Source organism: Propionispira arboris, assembly GCF_900109225.1.
In the GTDB taxonomy this organism is placed as follows: Bacteria; Bacillota; Negativicutes; order Selenomonadales; family Selenomonadaceae; genus Propionispira; species Propionispira arboris.
On record NZ_FNZK01000014.1, the window covers coordinates 56,444 to 73,063 of the forward strand.

General features: G+C 38.1%; 17 protein-coding genes and 1 riboswitch. Of the genes, 14 read left to right on the plus strand and 3 right to left on the minus strand.

Features of this window, described 5'->3' with window-relative positions:
- Window positions 1–45 precede the first annotated feature (45 nt).
- Together BMY14_RS13510 and BMY14_RS13515 are read right to left on the minus strand one after the other, a co-directional pair.
- Window positions 46–1,278, minus strand: a complete 1,233-nt coding sequence (locus BMY14_RS13510) for an ATP-binding protein (RefSeq protein ID WP_091832806.1) — start codon at window positions 1,276–1,278, stop codon at window positions 46–48.
- A 168-nt stretch (window positions 1,279–1,446) separates the two neighbouring features.
- Window positions 1,447–2,682 carry an LL-diaminopimelate aminotransferase gene (locus BMY14_RS13515; RefSeq protein ID WP_091832808.1) on the minus strand — a complete coding sequence of 412 codons (1,236 nt, stop codon included), beginning with the start codon at window positions 2,680–2,682 and terminating at the stop codon, window positions 1,447–1,449.
- Between the two features lie 513 nt (window positions 2,683–3,195).
- Here BMY14_RS13515 and BMY14_RS13520 point away from each other — a divergent pair.
- The gene (locus BMY14_RS13520) at window positions 3,196–4,539 is read left to right on the plus strand and encodes an anaerobic C4-dicarboxylate transporter (protein ID WP_091832811.1); all 1,344 of its coding nucleotides are present in this window, start codon (window positions 3,196–3,198) and stop codon (window positions 4,537–4,539) included.
- Between the two features lie 175 nt (window positions 4,540–4,714).
- On the plus strand, window positions 4,715–5,962 hold the full coding sequence (locus BMY14_RS13525; protein ID WP_091832814.1) for a glycosyl hydrolase family 18 protein: 1,248 nt from the start codon (window positions 4,715–4,717) through the stop codon (window positions 5,960–5,962).
- Window positions 5,963–6,015: 53 nt separating this feature from the next.
- On the opposite strand, the gene BMY14_RS13530 is transcribed toward BMY14_RS13525, so the two are convergent.
- Window positions 6,016–6,912, minus strand: coding sequence for a LysR family transcriptional regulator (locus tag BMY14_RS13530; protein WP_019553465.1), 897 nt, complete (start codon window positions 6,910–6,912; stop codon window positions 6,016–6,018).
- A 499-nt stretch (window positions 6,913–7,411) separates the two neighbouring features.
- On the opposite strand from BMY14_RS13530, the gene motA reads away from it, so the two are divergent.
- From motA to BMY14_RS13590, 12 genes are all read left to right on the plus strand, one after another.
- Window positions 7,412–8,197: a flagellar motor stator protein MotA gene (gene motA, locus BMY14_RS13535; RefSeq protein WP_019553464.1), complete on the plus strand. Its 786-nt coding sequence runs from the start codon at window positions 7,412–7,414 to the stop codon at window positions 8,195–8,197.
- 3 nt (window positions 8,198–8,200) lie between these two features.
- Window positions 8,201–8,962, plus strand: a complete 762-nt coding sequence (locus BMY14_RS13540) for a flagellar motor protein MotB (RefSeq protein ID WP_091832817.1) — start codon at window positions 8,201–8,203, stop codon at window positions 8,960–8,962.
- Between the two features lie 83 nt (window positions 8,963–9,045).
- Window positions 9,046–9,426, plus strand: a complete 381-nt coding sequence (gene acpS / locus BMY14_RS13545; protein WP_091832820.1) for a holo-ACP synthase — start codon at window positions 9,046–9,048, stop codon at window positions 9,424–9,426.
- Window positions 9,423–10,973, plus strand: coding sequence for an NAD(P)H-hydrate dehydratase (locus BMY14_RS13550; protein ID WP_091832823.1), 1,551 nt, complete (start codon window positions 9,423–9,425; stop codon window positions 10,971–10,973). Before acpS ends, BMY14_RS13550 begins: the two co-directional genes overlap by 4 nt.
- 83 nt (window positions 10,974–11,056) lie before the next feature.
- The gene (locus BMY14_RS13555) at window positions 11,057–11,302 is read left to right on the plus strand and encodes a CopG family ribbon-helix-helix protein (RefSeq protein WP_019553460.1); all 246 of its coding nucleotides are present in this window, start codon (window positions 11,057–11,059) and stop codon (window positions 11,300–11,302) included.
- A 2-nt stretch (window positions 11,303–11,304) separates the two neighbouring features.
- On the plus strand, window positions 11,305–11,655 hold the full coding sequence (locus BMY14_RS13560; protein WP_091832826.1) for a type II toxin-antitoxin system PemK/MazF family toxin: 351 nt from the start codon (window positions 11,305–11,307) through the stop codon (window positions 11,653–11,655).
- An 86-nt stretch (window positions 11,656–11,741) separates the two neighbouring features.
- On the plus strand, window positions 11,742–12,632 hold the full coding sequence (locus BMY14_RS13565; RefSeq protein WP_091832829.1) for a ComEC/Rec2 family competence protein: 891 nt from the start codon (window positions 11,742–11,744) through the stop codon (window positions 12,630–12,632).
- 5 nt (window positions 12,633–12,637) lie between these two features.
- Window positions 12,638–12,856, plus strand: a complete 219-nt coding sequence (locus tag BMY14_RS13570; RefSeq protein WP_091832831.1) for a DUF3006 domain-containing protein — start codon at window positions 12,638–12,640, stop codon at window positions 12,854–12,856.
- Window positions 12,857–12,924: 68 nt separating this feature from the next.
- Window positions 12,925–13,971: an N-acetylmuramoyl-L-alanine amidase family protein gene (locus BMY14_RS13575; RefSeq protein ID WP_091832834.1), complete on the plus strand. Its 1,047-nt coding sequence runs from the start codon at window positions 12,925–12,927 to the stop codon at window positions 13,969–13,971.
- 15 nt (window positions 13,972–13,986) lie between these two features.
- Window positions 13,987–14,571, plus strand: coding sequence for a GerMN domain-containing protein (locus BMY14_RS13580; RefSeq protein WP_091832837.1), 585 nt, complete (start codon window positions 13,987–13,989; stop codon window positions 14,569–14,571).
- Between the two features lie 72 nt (window positions 14,572–14,643).
- Window positions 14,644–14,739: riboswitch (TPP riboswitch) on the plus strand.
- A gap of 68 nt (window positions 14,740–14,807) precedes the next feature.
- Window positions 14,808–16,115, plus strand: coding sequence for a phosphomethylpyrimidine synthase ThiC (gene thiC, locus BMY14_RS13585; RefSeq protein ID WP_091832839.1), 1,308 nt, complete (start codon window positions 14,808–14,810; stop codon window positions 16,113–16,115).
- 115 nt (window positions 16,116–16,230) lie between these two features.
- A complete protein-coding gene (locus tag BMY14_RS13590) occupies window positions 16,231–16,611 on the plus strand; it encodes a universal stress protein (protein ID WP_019553453.1) in 381 nt (126 codons plus the stop codon).
- Window positions 16,612–16,620 lie beyond the last annotated feature (9 nt).

Here is a 16,620-nt window from a genome sequence, read left to right on the forward strand (position 1 = left end):
CATTTTAGTGCTTTCTGATTCTTTTTTTATTTCAAGAGAATGAGATTAAAGATTTCCTAAATAACTCGTTACAAATTGCTGGGCAACTCGGCCGCTGCGGCCAGAATGTGTCATCTCCCAGCGTAAGGCTTGAATTCTTAAATCTTCTTTATCTAAAACTATTTTTTCTTTTTGCAGAAGATGATCAATAATTGCCAGATATTCATCTTGATTTGGTGAAAGAAAATGTATCGTAAGACCAAAACGATCGGAAAGTGAAATTGTTTCGTTCACGCTGTCAGCTCGATATAATTCATCTTGGGTATCATCGCGGTCCTGCCAATTTTCTTTGATGATATGGCGTCGGTTGGACGTTGCATAAATAAGAACGTTGTCAGGTCTGGATTCAACACCACCTTCAATAGCTGATTTTAGATATTTATATTCAATTTCAAATGGTTCAAAAGATAAATCATCTAAAAAAAGAATGAATTTTTTACTGGCAAGCTGACGAAGCTCTTCCATGATTTTTGGCAGTTCAATTAGCTGGCTTTTGCTGATTTGAATAAGCCGGAGACCTTTTTCATAATATGTATTGGCTAGAGCTTTGACAGAGGATGATTTCCCTGTGCCGCGAGCGCCGACGAGCAATACATTGTTTGCCGGTTTGCCCGCAGCAAAAGCTTCTGTATTTTGAATCAATAAATCTTTCTGATGTTGATATCCAACAAGATCCGTTAACTTTATTGCTTCAAAATGCCGTATGCCAATAAGCTTTTTTTCCTTGTCCCAATGAAAAGCACGATAGTTTGCAATATCCCCGTAACCATAGGCTTGATAATAATTTAAAAAAGCATTTGTCAGTGCTGTAGGGTTATCTGTTTGGTTAATTTCTGCATTTAAGCTGTTGAAAGCGGGTAAATCCGTTTTTTTTGTTGGAATATAATTATCAAGCATGTTTGTATGGAATAGAGTGCTTGGTAAAATATGAAATATTTCATAAAAAAGTTCCATGTCATGAAAAAATGCCTGGTGAAGGCTTTCACCAATTTTCCCGTTCGATTTTTCTGTCATCTGAGCTGCTGTGTTTTGTCCCTGAGCGAGCAGATGAATGAAGTAAGAACGGAGTAAATTGCCTGATAAACCAAGAGCTTCCGCCTGGTCGATCAGCGCAGCAGCGAGCTTGTGCTGCTCTGCAGTTTGTTGCGGGTTCGCAATTGCTTCGAGAAAAATTTTTATTGTTTTGTCGTTTAATATATCGCGGCAAATTAGTAATTCTTGTAAATTTGGTGTATGCATAAGAAGTAAATGTCCTCCTGAAAAATATTCTATCTTTAATATTAGCTGAATCAAGACGGAAAGTAAATACAAAATTTGTAATACGGATCTTTAGACTGTAATCGAAAACAACTGATTTTGGCTATAAAAAATGCCGACTCTGGTGAGCCGGCATTTTTTATAGAAGTCTTAGAATTTTAATTTTGTTTTGATGCGTTCAATGGCACGCTTCGTATTTTCTTTATTACCAAAAGAGGTGAGGCGGAAATATCCTTCGCCTGATGGACCAAAACCTGCACCTGGTGTACCAACAATATTGACTTCATGCAGAAGTTTATCAAAGAAATCCCATGAAGGCATATTGTTTGGAGTTTTGAGCCAGATGTAAGGGGCATTAACACCACCAAAAGCTTGAATGCCGGCTGCTTGCAGGCCCTCACGGATGATTTTTGCATTTGCCATATAATAATTGATGGTCTCTTTGATTTGGGCTTGTCCTTCTACTGAATAAACAGCTTCAGCACCACGTTGAATGATATAGGCTGTACCATTAAATTTTGTTGTATGGCGACGGTTCCATAATTTATTAAAATCATGTTTGCTGCCATCTTGAGAACGGCCGGTTACTGTTTTTGGAATGACCGTGTAGCCACAGCGTGTTCCGGTGAATCCCGCTGTTTTAGAGAAGGAACGAAATTCAATTGCAACTTCTTTGGCACCTTCAATTTCATAAATAGAACGAGGCACATCTTCTTCCGTAATATAAGCTGCATATGCTGCATCAAATAATATAATGGATTCATTTTTGCGGGCGTAATTGACCCACTCGGTTAATGCTTCACGTGAAAGAGTTGTGCCAGTTGGATTGTTTGGACAACATAAATAAATCATATCTACTCTGTTTTTTGGCAGTTCTGGGGTGAAGTTGTTTTCAGCCGTACATGGCATATACGTTACTTTTTCAAAGGTGCCATTTTCGGTTAAAATTCCGGTGCGACCAGCCATGATGTTTGTATCGAGGTAAACCGGATATACAGGGTCTGTAATGGCAACGATGTTATTTGTGCCAAAAATTTCTTGAATGTTACCACAATCACTTTTCGAACCATCGCTGACAAAAATTTCATCCTTGCCAATCGTGATACCGCGTTTTGTATAATTTGTTTCAATGATTTTTTCAATTAAAAAATCATATCCTTGTTCTGGGCCATAACCGCGAAATGTTTCCTGCTTTGCTAATTCGTCAACTGCAGTATGCATTGCTTGAATGCAGGCAGCTGGGAGCGGTTGTGTAACATCGCCAATACCAAGGCGGATAATGTCCGCGGTTGGATTTTCGTCTTTAAAGCTTGTTACACGACGAGCAATTTCTGCAAATAGATAACTGCCGGGCAGTTTTAAATAGTTTTCATTAATAAAAGCCATATAGTGTGGTCCTCCTGTTTGATCGATGAAAATTTATATTTTGAATTAAAACTTAAACTAGAATAATTATACAATAAATTTTTAACAACGGATATAGGTGGTTTGAATTTTATTGTTTGAGATTATGTTTAGATGCGAAATTGGGAATTTATATAAATAACGAACTACTATAGATGATACACATATATATAAATAATAGTTATAGTTTATTGGGTTATGAATATGCTGTTTTTTAATTTTTTTTGTGAAAAACGCCGTAATTTCATCAGTTTAGCGCGATTATGCACAAAAACGATAAATTTCGCTTTCAATAATAAAATTTTATAATAACTATTGATTATACTTCGCAAGTATACTATAATAAATGTTGAAGAATTGATTGTACATAATATTTATATTGTTCAGACAATTAAAGCCTATCAGGTAATTGTATTGAAGTATAGATAAAAGGCATTATGTATAGTTTTTCACAAGTACTTATTATTGTACAAAATTTGAAAGGGTGTAGTCTTAATGGAACTTATTTTAGGATTTTTAGTTCTACTTTCGTGTTTGATTATTGGAGTTAGGCATGGTGGGATCGGTCTTGCTGCAATCAGTGGCGTTGGTCTTCTTATTTTTACCTTTGTTTTTGGATACAAACCAGGAAATCCACCAATCGATGTTATGCTGACCATCATGGCAGTTGTAACGTGTGCTGGATTTTTGCAAACATCAGGCGGGTTAACAGTGATGTTAAAATATGCCGAAAAATTATTGCGTAGTAATCCAAAGTATGTTACAATTCTAGCCCCGATTACCACGTGGTTTTTAACAGTTCTCTGTGGTACAGGGCATGTTGTTTATACGATGTTTCCGATTATCTATGATATAGCAATTAAACAAAATATTCGTCCAGAACGTCCGATGGCAGTAGCGTCCATTGCTTCACAGATGGGAATTTGCGCATCACCGGCATCTGTGGCAATTGTTTCTATTGTTGCTTTTATGGCGATGCATGGACATAACTATAGTATTGTTCAGATCCTTTCGATTGCAATTCCGGCAACTTTTTCTGGTGTGGTTTTTGCTGCACTTTGGAGTCTTCGTCGTGGTAAAGATCTTGATAAAGATGAAGATTTTCAAAAACTTATTTCTGACCCGAAACAAAAAGAATATGTGTATGGTGATACAGAAAGCTTAATTGATAAAGAATTACCAACGACATACTATCGGGCGATGTTTATTTTTCTTGCAGGTATCGTAGTCATTGCTATTTTTGGTAGTTTTCCGGATCTTGTACCGCATTTTTCAGCTGCGGCAGGGAAACCGCCTAAAGCTTTATCTATGACTGTTATGATTCAGATGTTGATGCTTACGGTTGCAGCACTGATCCTTTTGACTTGTGATGTAAAAGCAAAAGACGTTGGTAATGGTTCGGTATTTCGTGCCGGCATGGTTGCACTTATTTCTGTTTATGGCGTGGCCTGGATGGCAGATACTTTTTTTGATAATCATATCACATTGTTAAAAGAATTTTTGGGGCAAACGGTAACTGCATATCCATGGGCTTATGCACTTGTCGCATTTTTTACGTCGAAGCTGGTTAATTCGCAGGCTGCGGCTATTGCAATTGTTGTTCCAATGGCTCTAAATGTTGGGGTTGATCCAGTGATTATCCTTTCATTCATTTCAGCTTGTTATGGGTATTTCTTTTTACCGACATATCCATCCGATCTTGCTTGTATTGGTTTCGACCGTTCAGGTACAACTAAAATAGGTAAATATGTTATTAATCACAGCTTTATTATCCCAGGATTCATTGGGGTTATTTCGGGATGCTGCGTTGGGTATGTGCTTGCCCATACAATTCTGTAATTAAACAATTTTGACGCAAGGACCTTTGAGCGTTCCATAGAAAAAACCTGTTACTACAAGTGTTTGCTTGCCGTAACAGGTTTTTTCATATTTTGAACCCTTTATCTAAATAGAGCGGGCATGGTATAATAAAAAATATGTGAAAAATCAAAGCGATGCGTAGGAGGATTTTGTGGTGCAAAAATATATAGGATGGATGATGGCTGCTATTGTATCAATCATGGTTTTGCTGCCAGGAATGGTTTTGGCTAAATCAGAGGCTAAGACAATTTCGTTAGATGATAATCAGTCTAAAAAGCTAGTGCTGCAGCAGAAACCAACAATGGGGAGTGATACCAGTACAGCTGTTGGCACTGCTAAAATTAATCTTGTTTGGCAGCCTACCTTTGAAGCAGTCAATAACTTGGCCTCACTAGATAAAGTGCCCGGCATGAATGTTATAGCACCATCGTGGTTTGCGATTGTTGGTACAAATGGATTTATTAAAAATTGTGCAGATGAAAATTATGTTGCCAATGCCCATGCAAAAGGATATAAAGTTTGGGCGTTAATTACTAATAGTTTTGATCCGGATTTAACGAGTGCCGTTTTACATGATCCGAAAGCACGTCAATATGTAGTAAACCAGTTGCAGTTTTTTATCGAAAAATATAATTTAGATGGTATCAATCTTGATTTCGAAAATATTTATGACGAGGATAAAGATGCGTTGACAATTTTTGTTCGAGAAATTAAAATTGCACTGGAACAAACTGGTACAATTGTGTCAATGGATATTACAGTACCTTCGGAAACCTCGCGCTGGTCAACTTGTTATAATCGGCAGGCATTAGGTGAGACAGTTGATTATGTGATGCTTATGGCGTACGATGAACATTGGCGAACTTCCCCCGTTAGCGGATCCGTGGCTTCGATTGGCTGGGTTGAAACTGGTATAATAAATACATTAAAAAGTGTTCCGGCGCATAAACTGATTTTAGGGATACCTTTTTATATGCGTCAATGGGAAGAAAACAATGGTAAAGTTACGGCAAAAACTCTTACGATGGATGCAGCTGAAAAACTAATTCGTGAGAAACAACTGCAACCGCAATGGATGGCTGATCAGGGACAATATTATTTTGAATATGAAGAAGATGGTAGATTATATCGTGTTTGGCAGGAAGATGCCCGTTCGATTGCGCTCAAAGTGGGGCTTGCCGATAAATATCAGCTGCCTGGTGTGGCAGCCTGGCGAAAAGGGTTTGAAAAGCCGGAAATTTGGGATGTTATTGATAAGTCATTGAATGTGAAACCTATAATGCAGGGAAAAAACGTGCTAACCGATCCCACGGTTGATTCGCTGCATATGAATCGAAATGATAAAAAACAATCGAGTGCTCAGATCAATCAAGGTGTAAAGAAAAAAGTATACACACAATAAAAAAATGACAGCTGTTCAATATATTTTTGTATTGAACAGCTGTCATTTTTATTCTATTTTTGGATATTTCCTTTTTGCAGACTCAAAGTTCCTTTACAAAAATCAATGAAGGATTGAGCAGCTTTAGAAATATAACGATCTTTTTTCCAAGCAAGGCCAACATCAACAAAAATTGGCTCTTCCAGCGGAAGGGCTTTAATGCCAGGTGTATCTTCGGCAATAAAATCCAATAGATAGGCAAGTCCGACATCGCTGGCAACCAGACCTTTAATCGTTTCAATTTGATTTGATTCTAAAACGATATTTGGCGTGATATTAGCACTTTTTAGTTTTTGTAAAACTAAATGACGTAAATAGGATCCTTCTTTTAGCATAATGAGGTCAATATCATTCATATCTGAGATATTGATTGACTCTTTGCTGGCGAGTTCATGATGTTCAGGTACACATGCCAAAATTTGATTCGTAGACATTGGAAGAAGTTGTAAATTTTGCGAAGCACCACTAATGATAACAATTCCAAAATCGAGTTCATCACGTTCTAATTGTTCGCGAATCGCCATGGAGCCTTCTTCATATAAATAAATATCAAGATGTGAATAGCGACGCTGGAAACTCGAAAATATTTTAGGGAAAAGATAAGACCCTATCATGGAAGGAATACCAATTTTAATAGTACCTTTCTGTAATTGCTTATAATCGTTGACCTCAAGCACAGCATCTTGAATATTGCGTAAAGCAAGTTCAATACGATTTAAGAATACAGCACCTTCAGGTGTTAAGGATAGTTGCTTTTGGCTGCGATCGAAAAGTTGAATACCCAATTCAGCTTCAAGTTTTTTTATTGCTACGGTAATATTTGGTTGTGATACACGGAGTCTTTCAGCCGCACGGGTAATGTTTTTTAAACGGCTGGCCATTTGAAAATATTCTAATTGTCGTAATTCCATTTTTTCTCTCCATATTCATAGAATTTAGATGATTTAAATTGTAATGATAAATTGAAGTTATCTAAATATTATTATATCATATTTGGGAAGAATAATAAGACATTATATCTAAAATTTATTATTTTATAAATCATATCTTGTTAAAACACACAAAATCATTCTTTTCGTCAAGGCATTTTTTCTTAAATATTTTATTTGCATAAATGATATTAATATAGTAACATACTATTGATAAAAAATAAATATCGTTGATTTTTTAAAATAAATTTAACTTTTTGGTAAATATTCCGATATAAATAACAGGGATATATTAACAGATTGTCAAAGAGAAAATAAATGAAGATAATAATCACAATATTAGATAGGATTTTTCTGTTTTCTTGTGGAATATTATGTATTAGTTTAGATAAACTGATTTTACTCCCTTCGGGGTTCAGGTAAACATTTATGAGTATTCAATGATGAAATTTAGTGGTACGTGAAAAAGGAGGACTTTCTTTTGGAAAAGTCAACATTATTCGGTCTATTATTAGGGTTTATTTCAGTCTTTGTGGGAATGGTTCTGAAAGGTGCTCCGATTTCTTCACTTAATAACCCGGCAGCGTTTTTGATTATTATCGGAGGAACTTTTTCTTGCCTTTTGACGGGTTTTACTTCGGATCAAATGCGTACATTTCCAAAACTGATTAAGAAAACATTTCAGCCGCCATCGACTCGGCCAAAAGCAGAGTTGTTGAAGCTTTTTGTTGAGTTATCGCAGATTGCACGTCGTGAAGGAATTTTGGCTTTAGAAAGCAGAGTATCTGATATTGAGGATCAGTTTTTTAAATCTGGCTTAAATATGGTCATTGATGGTATGGATCCGGAATTTGTCGGTGATGTTCTTGATGCAGAACTTGAAGTTATGGAACAGCGCCATAATGATGGTATGTCGATTTTTACACAAGCGGGTACATATGCACCAACCCTTGGGGTTTTGGGTGCCGTGGTAGGTCTGATTGCAGCATTAGGAAGTTTGAATGATATTGATAAACTCGGACATTCTATTGCGGCAGCATTTATTGCAACGCTGCTGGGTATTTTTACGGGATATGTACTGTGGCTGCCGATTGCCAATAAGCTAAAAATGCTGTCAAAACTTGAAATAGCTGAAAAACGTATGATTATTGAAGGTGTTTTGTCCTTGCAAGCCGGTGATTCACCAACTGCTATCGAAGCGAAGCTGATGGTGTTTATTCCGCAGTCAGAACGTGACCAAATTAAGGACAGTAAGGCGGGGAACTAAAATATGGCTAGAAAAAAGAAACATAAGGCACACGAAGAACATGCTAGTGAAGCATGGCTGTTGCCTTATTCGGATCTTTTAACTTTGTTGCTGGCACTGTTTATTGTATTGTTTGCAGTATCGCAGACGGATCAGAAGAAAGTAACCGAGATGGCACAGGCCTTTAGTGCAGCGTTTAACACGGGTGGACCATCTATGTTTGACAAGGCTGGGCCGAACATGACACAAAATACAGAAATTCCTGATGATAAAGAAATCAATCAAGCCTATGTCGACGAAAACCAGCAGCTTACAGCAGTAAAAGAGGCTCTTGATAAATATATCAAGGAAAATGGTTTGGATGCAGAGTTAAACACAGTGCTCACGGAAGATGGACTTATGATCAGCATTAAAGAACGCGCTTTATTCCCATCGGGCAGTGCGGATCTTGTGGCTGATTCACAGAAAATTGGTCCGGTAATTGCCGGTCTTTTAGGGTCAATCAAACAGAATGTTGTTATTTCCGGGCATACCGATAACATTCCAATTTCAAATGCGCAATTTCCGTCGAACTGGGATTTAAGCTCACAAAGAGCCAGCAATTTTACGAAATTTATTTTAGAGCAAGGTGATAATTTGAATCCGGCTCGTTTTAGTGCTGTGGGCTATAGTGAATATCGACCGGCTGCCAGCAATGATACGGAAGAAGGCCGTGCGAAAAATCGACGCGTAGAAGTTTTGATATCGCGTGCTAATCATAGTAGTAAAATGCAGACAATGCAGTAACTTTTATAAAATTGATACAAAAGGCAGCTAACTTTTTAATTTTGGTTAAGGAGTTGGCTTTTTTTGTGGTTGGGAGGAAAAATATGATTTTAGGTACAGGAATTGACATAATAGAGATCGAAAGAATAAAAAAAGCAATTAAAAATAAACGTTTTCTTGAAAGAGTTTTTACTACAAATGAAATTAAATACTGTCAAAGCAGAGGGGCACAAGCAGCTGCATCGTATGCTGCTCGTTTTGCCGGGAAGGAAGCTGTTTTAAAAGCTTTTGGTACGGGACTCGTGAAAGGAACTTTACTGGATATAGAAATATTGCCCGATGAAAAAGGCTGCCCCCATGTTTTTTTAAATGGATTTTTTGGTGAGGAAGCAAAACGGTTAGAGGTAAATAAAATTTTTATATCACTAAGCCATGCCCATGCATATGCAACGGCACAGGTAATTTTTTGGAGGGATTCACTATGAAAGTAATAACTGTAGCAAAAATGAGAGAAGTCGACTCTGCCGCAATGGAACAATATGGTATACCAGCAGTAGCGTTGATGGAAAATGCTGGGACTGAGGCAGCAAAATTGGTTGAGAAACTCGTGGGGAATTTAAAAAATAAAAAAATTTGCATCTTTTCTGGCTCAGGAAATAATGGCGGTGATGGGTTTGTGGCTGCCAGGCACCTTAGCAATCGTGGAGCCCGGGTGAAGATTTTTTTATTAGGAAATATAGATCATATAACGGATGAAGCTAAAATTAATTTGGAAATTGTTGAAAATATGAATATTGATATTTTGCAGCTCGTAACGGAACGCGACTGGGATAAGGTGCAAGTTGCATTGGCATTTTCGGATTGTTTGGTTGATGCACTGCTAGGGACGGGCTTTAAAGGAAACTTGACGGAGCCGTTGGAGCAAATAATTCAAATGATTAATAATTCAGGGAAAAAGGTGCTATCAATTGATTTGCCAAGTGGTGTGGAGGCGGATACGGGTAATGTTGCATCGGTTGCTGTTAAAGCAAGTATGACGTTATCACTTGGACTTGCCAAGGTCGGACTGCTATTTTATCCTGGTGCACAAATGACCGGAGAACTTTTTGTTGATGATATTGGAATTCCATCTGTATTGCTCGAAGATTCGAAAATTAACCAAACTCTAATTGATTTAGAAATGGTTCGACGGCTTCTTGTGAAAAGATCGCCAGATGTACATAAGGGGATTTGTGGCAGAGTCTTAGTTATAGCTGGCTCACCAGGTCTTACCGGAGCTGCCGCGTTGGTGACGAAAGCGGCTCTGAGAAGTGGTGCGGGTGTAGTTACTTTGGCTGTGGCCAAAAGTCTGCATGATATTTTTGAAGTGAAATTGACGGAAGTTATGACGGTCTCGCTGCCTGAAATTGATACGGGCATATTAGGACTATCCGCTTTGCCCAAATTACTGGAATTAGCACAGCAGTATGACGTTGTCGAAATCGGTTCAGGGCTGGGGCGCAATCCTGCCACAGTTGAATTGATTCAAGAGTTTGTTCGTCAAACCGATCGTCAATTGATTCTTGACGCCGATGCAATTAATGCGTATCATGGCAAAGCTTTGTCATTGAAAGAAGCACAGATTATGCCGATATTAACGCCGCATTTAGGTGAATTAGCTACTTTGTTGAATTTGTCGATAGAAGAAATAAAAGAAGATCTATTAGAAATTTCTCGCCGGGCAGCGGCTGAATATAATGCAATTTTTGTGGTGAAAAGTGCGAAGACAATTGTTGTATATCCAGATGGTAATATTTATATTACGACGACAGGTAATGCTGGTATGGCAACAGCGGGGAGCGGCGATGTTTTAGCGGGAACCATTAGTGCTCTGTCTGCACAGGGGCTATTGAGTTATACGGCAGCAATTGCTGGTGTATATTTGCATGGCTTTGCAGGTGATTTAGCAGCTCGTGCAGGCATGTCCGGGATTATTGCCAGTGATATTGTAAACGCAATTCCGTCGGCTCGTTTTGGAATTGAAGCAGAGTAAAACGTTAAGAAAAAATTGACATTTGAGTATAAAAATTTTATACTAATAATAGATTTTAATGCTATAACTGCGGGGGTGGAAAGATGGCAGAATTAAGGCGCATTATGATCAGTATTCCCGATAATATGCTTGAACAAATCGATACGATTGCTTCAATTGAAAAACTGAGCCGCAGCCAGTTTGTTCGTGATGCAATGGGCATTTATATCGAAGATCGCAGGCATAGGGCTTTTGTCGAAAGCATGAAAAAAGGTTATCAAGAAATGGCATCAATTAATTTGACGTTGGCGGAAGAGGGTTTATATGCCGATATGGCAGGACAGGAGTAGCCATGATTGTAAAACGAGGGGAGATTTATTACGCTAATTTAAGTCCTGTAATAGGTTCGGAACAGGGTGGACTTAGACCTGTTTTAATTGTACAGAATGATGTTGGTAATAAATACAGCCCTACAGTCATTGTGGCGGCAATTACCGCGCAGATTAGCAAAGGCAAGCTGCCGACGCATGTTGAATTGAATGCCAGGGAGTGTAATCTTGAACGAGATTCCGTGGTTCTTTTAGAACAGCTGCGAACTGTAGATAAAAAGCGGTTAAAAGAAAAGATCACGATACTACAAGATAAATTCATGGTCAAAGTGGATGAAGCCATTGGAATCAGTGTAGGCTTGGTACAATTTTAATTCGTTTGATGTTTAATAGGCAGGTTTTTTTCTGCCTATTTTATTTTTGCAAAAAGTTGGGGATTTTCGAGGTGATGGTTTCGATCATGTTTTTTTTGAAAAATAAAATACAGGTTTGTAGTGTATTCATCATATTAAGTCTTTTTCTTTTTACTGGATGCAGCACAAAGACGCTACAGCAGGGGCAGCTGCAAAATCAAGAGTCGCAGAATGTGACGATTAAAATGCTTGATATTGGACAGGGTGATTCGGTATTAATCAGAACTTCCGAACAGGTGATTATGATTGACACAGGTGATGTCGATGAGCGAGAACGCTTGCTGAGTCTCCTGAAAAAAGAAGGGATAACAACGATTGATAAATTGATTATTACCCATCCTCATAGTGATCATATTGGCGGAGCTTATATTTTATTCAAACAATTTAATGTCAAAGCAGTTTATGATAATGGACAAACAACGAATACGAAAACCTATCAGACTTATTTGAAATGGATAAAAGATAAGAACATTGCCTATAAACAAGTTTTGGCGGGGGATCAATTGGATTTTGGCGGTGGTGTCAGTTTCAGGATTTTTAGTCCGACAGCACAGATGATTAAGGCAGATGGTGATTTAAATGCAGATTCTATTGTCGGTAAACTTATTTATGGTGACTTTTCGATGTTGTTTACTGGCGATAGCGAAGCTGAGACAGAAAAGGGCCTATTGAAAACATATGGCAAAGAGCTAAAAAGTACGATATTGAAAGTACCTCATCATGGCAGTAAAACTTCTTCCAATCGAAACTATCTGCAAGCTGTTGCACCAGAGGCTGGCTTGGTTTCACTTGGTGCAGGCAATGATTATGGTCATCCGCATCAGGTTACGCTGAATAAATATAATGCTTTAAATATCAAATTATACCGTACGGATCAGGATGGATCGATTACGGTTACCTCAGATGGGAAAACCTATAACATTCAAAAGGAGAAATAAATAAAATGCAAGCAGTAATTGATCGTTTTGAAGAAAATAAAGCGGTGCTTCTGTTAGGTGATGAAGAAATAAAAGTAATATTTCCTAAGCAATATTTGCCGGATGGTGTAAAGGAAGGGGATTATTTACAGATAGATCTTGCGTACGATGAAGCTGCAACTGCAGCGGCAAAAAATGAATCCGAACGTTTATTGAGTGACTTGAAACGAATGAATAACCAATAATACAGGAAAAATAACTTGAAATAAGCAATGAAATTAGCGATAATTTTATTGACAGGAGTTGTACTTTATTGAATAAAAAAATACTTTTCGTATTCTGTATTTTATGCATCCTATTGGTTCCGACTACCTATGCGGCAAATAATCGGGCAGCCTATAAAATGAATCAGTTTAGTTATTCGATACTTCAAACCAATAAGCAAAATACCGCATTGCGGATTGAAATTGGTTTAAATAAAGCGAGTAATGATTTTAAAGTCCATATTGATCCGGCAGCACCAAAGAACTTGATAATTGATCTCAATGATATTGGAATTGGGAACATAAAACACAATATTTCTTTAGATGGAACGTTTGCGAAAGACATTAATTTTTCGCAAGTTAATAATAACAGTAAGGCTGTGATTCTTTTACCGCAAGCTGTGGCAATGATGCAATATAAAGTCTATACAATGGCAGCAGATAAGAAAACAAAAAAACCTTTTCGCATTGTGATTGAAATAATGAATAAAGGTTTGGACTTTAACGTAAATGGTGTACAAGGGAAAACGATTATTCTCGATCCGGGACATGGCGGTAGTGATTCTGGGGCGATTGGACCAGATGGAATAATGGAAAAAGATGTGACGTTTGCTGTAGCCAAAAAAGTACAGTCAATGCTAGAATCATCGGGAGCAAAAGTTATTATGACGCGTACGGATGATGTTGATGTATATGGTGTAAATGCTTCAGATCGTCAAGAACTCCAAGCTCGCGTCGATGTGGGGCGGAGAAATCCGACCGCGAATGTATTTTTGAGTATCCATGCCAATTCTTTTACGAATCCGCAGGCCCATGGTACGGCGACCTATTATTATGCAAAATCACCAAGTGATGGACTCTTGGCGCAAGCACTGCAAGATGGCATGGTAGAGTCGGGAGGACTGTATGATCGTGGTATATCTGAAGCAAATTTCTATGTAATCAAGTATTCAGCTATGCCAGCCGCTTTGGTAGAAATGGCATTTGTTTCAAATCCAACGGAGCAAGACTTATTGAATTCAAATTCATTTCAAGATAAAATGGCGAAAGGAATTTGTAAAGGTCTAAGTGCTTTTTTTGGACAAATGAGAAATTAGAGAGGTGGAACGTCGATGTTGAAAAATTCAAAGTATGGGATTGTAATCATGATGTTCATTTTATTGCTTAGTATGGCAGGATGTGATTCAACAGGGACAACAGTTGATAAAAAATCGTCATCGGATACGCAGTCGTCGACCGAGCAGCAGAAAAAATCTGAAACGAAGCCAGATCAAACGAAAGTGACAGAAACGATTAAAGTGTATTTTCCGAATGATGAAGGAACAAAATTGATTGCGGAATCCAAAAAAATAAAAAACAGCGGTGCTGATCAGTATACCGAAACAATCAACGCCTTATTGGAAGGTAGTAAAGACAAAAAAGTTGTATCCATTATTCCAGTGGGAACCAAGCTACGTTCCGTGAAAGTAGATAAGGGGATTGCCTATGTGGATTTCAGCCAGGAGTTTATTAAAAAGTTCAATGGCGGTTCTACGGGGGAATTGATGCTCGTTGGCTCTATTGTTGATACATTGACGGAGTATCCGGAAATTAAAGCCGTGCAAATCTTAGTTGAAGGCAAAAAAGTTGAGACAATTGCTGGACACATGGATACAAGTGAGCCCATTAAACGAATGAAAGATCTTTTGAAAAATTAAAAATTTAGTTGTAAATATTTATTCTTTTTGTTACAATGAGTCTGTTTATTAAATAAATAAAAATTTTATAAATCATTCCACTAGGGGAGCGAAAGCTGAGAGACCGCAAGGTCGACCCTTGGAACCTGTTGGGGTAATACCTGCGTAGGGAAGTGGCTATTGGTTTTCGCGAGAAAAGCCATTCAGCCGTTTTATGCTGGATGGCTTTATTTTAATTTATAGGAGGTTTATGAATTATGGCAACACAAATGCAAATGGCTCGTCAAGGAAAAATTACTGATTTTATGAAACTGGTGGCCAAACAAGAACAGGTGGAGGCTGATCTGATTCGTGATCGTGTCGCCGCGGGAACGATTGCAATCTGTGCAAATATAAATCATTCATCATTGATTCCACGGGGCGTTGGACAAGGTCTTTCCACAAAAGTAAATGCAAATATTGGTACTTCAAGTGCTTATCCTGATTTAGAACCAGAACTTTTAAAATTGGCAGCTGCCATTAATGCTGGTGCGGATGCTGTCATGGATTTAAGTACAGGCGATCATATTGATATTTCACGTCAGAAAATAATAGAACAATCAACTATTATGGTGGGTACGGTGCCAATTTATCAAGCTACTGTCAATGCCATAAAAACTCATGGAGCGGTTGTAGATATGACTTCAGATGATTTGCTGCATGCAATAGAACAACAGGCGAAAGACGGAGCTGATTTTATGACATTGCATTGCGGCGTGACCAGAGAAACGATTATGCGAATGCGTCGTCAAACCCGTGTGATGGACGTGGTGAGTCGCGGTGGATCTTTTATTACAGGCTGGATGCTGCATAATGAAAAAGAAAACCCACTATATGAACATTATGATGATATTTTAGATATTTGTGAAAAATATGATTCTACGATTAGTTTAGGAGATGGTCTTAGACCAGGCTGCCTGGCGGATGCAACGGATCGTGCTCAAATACAAGAACTCATTATTTTAGGTGAATTGGTTGATCGTGCGTGGAAACGAGGTGTTCAAGTTCTTGTAGAAGGACCGGGACATGTACCTTATGATCAAATTGAAGCGAATATGAAACTGCAAAAACAACTTTGCAAAAATGCACCATTTTATGTGCTGGGACCTTTGGTTACAGATATTGCACCGGGCTATGATCATATTACAGCAGCAATTGGCGGCACCTTGGCGGCAGCGAGCGGAGCTGATTTCCTGTGCTATGTAACTTCTGCTGAACATTTGGCTTTGCCAACGATAGAAGATGTTCACGAAGGTGTTATTACTTCGCGGATTGCAGCGCATGCGGCCGATATTGTAAAGGGTATTCCAGGTGCCAAAGAATGGGATTTGAAAATGGCCAAAGCACGCAAGGTGCTGGACTGGGATGCTCAGATGAATCTTGCTATCGATCCTGAAAAAGCTAAAGGTAAACGTGGCGCCAGAAATGAAGAAGGTGCAGAAGGCTGTTCCATGTGTGGAGAGTATTGTTCGGTAAAAATTGTAGGTGAATATCTAAATAAACCCGTTACGTATTGCAATGAGTAAATATGTAGAATCTTTTTTTGATTTTAGGTGTTAAAAAAAGGGTTTTAGGAATAAATCGCGAAATCAGTACCATAGTAAAACTTCAAAAAATAAAAACTCGCTAGGAGGGTTTATTATGGGGAAGATAAATAAAATCTTAGTTCCGGTCGATGGTTCGGTAAATGGTTGTAAAGCAGTAGATCAGGCAATCTTTTTTGCGGATAAATGCAAGGCCGATTTAGATTTCGTTTATGTAGCTAGCAGTATTAATAAGGATATTCCCAGTGATCTTGTTTTTGATCGCATCTGGGAAAAAATACCGCAGGATTTAAAAGCAGAACGTCATGTAGAATCAGGGAACATACCAAAGGCAATTTTGAAAAAAGCAGCAGACTGTAATAGTGATATGATTATTATGGGAAGTCGTGGACTCGGTCTTTTCCGCGGGGCTTTGATTGGCAGTGTAAGTCAAAAAGTGGTGGAAGATTCTACAATTCCAGTTATGGTTATCAAATAGAAAAAATGA